The sequence below is a fragment of the Thalassotalea sp. ND16A genome (assembly GCF_000764205.1).
Taxonomy (GTDB): domain Bacteria; phylum Pseudomonadota; class Gammaproteobacteria; order Enterobacterales; family Alteromonadaceae; genus Thalassotalea_A.
This window is the reverse complement of the sequence record NZ_JQDZ01000006.1, coordinates 1-1,811: the sequence shown is the minus strand read 5'-3', so window position 1 is coordinate 1,811 and position 1,811 is coordinate 1. Positions and strand designations below refer to the sequence as shown.

At 35.3% G+C, this 1,811-nt stretch carries 4 protein-coding genes; 2 read left to right on the top strand and 2 right to left on the bottom strand.

Going from position 1 to position 1,811, the window contains the following annotated elements; genetic code table 11:
- Positions 1 to 138: 138 nt before the first annotated feature.
- The gene (locus ND16A_RS18235) at positions 139 to 345 is read right to left on the bottom strand and encodes a hypothetical protein (protein ID WP_033075772.1); all 207 of its coding nucleotides are present in this window, start codon (positions 343 to 345) and stop codon (positions 139 to 141) included.
- A gap of 172 nt (positions 346 to 517) precedes the next feature.
- Here ND16A_RS18235 and ND16A_RS18240 point away from each other — a divergent pair, with 172 nt between their 5' ends.
- The gene (locus ND16A_RS18240) at positions 518 to 787 is read left to right on the top strand and encodes a DUF4160 domain-containing protein (protein ID WP_033075771.1); all 270 of its coding nucleotides are present in this window, start codon (positions 518 to 520) and stop codon (positions 785 to 787) included.
- Between the two features lie 9 nt (positions 788 to 796).
- Entirely contained in the window at positions 797 to 1,039 is a 243-nt protein-coding gene (locus tag ND16A_RS18245) for a DUF2442 domain-containing protein (RefSeq protein ID WP_033075770.1), read from the top strand.
- A gap of 93 nt (positions 1,040 to 1,132) precedes the next feature.
- Here ND16A_RS18245 and ND16A_RS18250 read toward each other — a convergent pair whose 3' ends face one another.
- A complete protein-coding gene (locus ND16A_RS18250; RefSeq protein WP_081945408.1) occupies positions 1,133 to 1,627 on the bottom strand; it encodes a hypothetical protein in 495 nt (164 codons plus the stop codon).
- Positions 1,628 to 1,811: the final 184 nt, after the last annotated feature.

Below are 1,811 nucleotides of genomic sequence, written 5' to 3'. Positions count from 1 at the left end.
GTAATTTAACAACTGTCTGACAGTGCGAAGTAAACAAGTTTGTTTATTGATTTAACAATTAGCTGCCTAGCGGCAGCTAAAAAAACTTCTATTGCCTGTTGACGGGAAAAGGCTCATATGTGTTAGGTATGCCTTGGATTATTGCTGCTTTTTCTTTGCTTGTAACATTGAACCTATTGCAAGGCCTAAACCAGTACCAATAGCAATGCCCACACCTAAACTGAAATGCAAAACGTCAAAGATAACACCAAAAGTAACACCTAAGGCTGAACCGATTCCAGAACCAACAGCCATACATGCACCTAGAGTATTATTTGAAGATTTTTTATCACATTGATTTGTCATATTACTTTCCTTGTACTCAAAGCCTAAGTGGCTACCTAACGCCCAAATAACGGGCTAAGTAATGCTTGCTAAAATATGTAGCGAAGCGGAACCAAGCAAGCTTTACGTGTCCCTGTTGATTTGCTTGTTAGCTGACGTATAATAACAATAGTTAACCATTTTTGAGAAAGCTATGCCAACTATTTCAATGTTTTACGGAATAATTATACGTATGTATTATTTCGATAACCAGCAACACAACATGCCACATATTCATGTGCATTACCAAGACGATGCTGCAATAATTGAAATCCCTTCAGGTTCCATAATCCAAGGAAAATTACCTATAACTAAACAAAAGCTAGTAGATGCTTGGGTTGAAATACACAAAGATGAGTTGATGGCTGATTGGCAACTTGCAATAAATGGTGAGTCTGTCTTTAAAATAGATCCTTTAAAGTAGGAGAAGTTCATGAATCCTCGCGTAATTTCAGTAGAAGCAATAAAAGATCACACCCTAAAGTTATCATTCGAAAATAATGAGACTAGACTTTTTGATGTAAGCCCATTTTTGGAGAAAGGGATCTTTAAAGAGCTACAGGATTATAATTACTTCAAGCGAGTATCAGTGGCTTTCGGATCTGTTGAATGGCCTCATGAACAAGATTTCAGCAACGATACTCTATATTTACTCAGCACTTCTTTAGACAGCTAACGCCTCACTAAGAGGCAAATAATAGTTGGTTAAAATAAGCGACGAAGGAGCAAAAACCAACTGTTATTTGTCCTTTTGAGTGACTTGTTAGCTTTATTTACACTTGATTTTTTTTATTAAAGTATCTTCCCAGGTTACAGTAGGTTCAAAGTTTTGTACTAAACCATTTTTAGTTTTATTACCCAGAAAAGCTCCCATTCCATGTTTAACCATATATGTAGGATGGTATTGAGGATGACCGAGTCGTTTTAAACTTTCACAAAGCAATAGATTGTTTGAGAATATAATTTTAACTTCTGCTTTTAGGTTATTAAGAATTTCTTGTGACATTGAACTAAACGTATTCATGCGTATAACCGCAATTGCTTGATGTGCTGTTTTATCAGAAACTCTTTTTGTATCAAAGAAACCATAGCTAAGACCAGTAAGATACAACTCTGCTGCTTGCTTATAATTTTTTTGTTCAATACAACGTTTTAAACCTGTGAATATATCAGCTGGATTTTGATCATTTGTTAAATTATCTATCGAGGTGCAGGTTGCTTGTTTAGGAGATTCAAGGCTGCCTTTAGCCTTATAATTTGTCACATTTCCTTTTTTAGTAACAATATAGTCATCTTTATTAATTTGATCCTTTGAATTACATGCATATTCCGGCGAACGTGAACACCGATTCCGGTTTATCGTGAACACCTGAATTTTTAACGCGTAACCTTCTTTAATTTTTAGCGCAAGTGTTCACGATGCGTCAACTTTTAATTGTTTTTCTCAT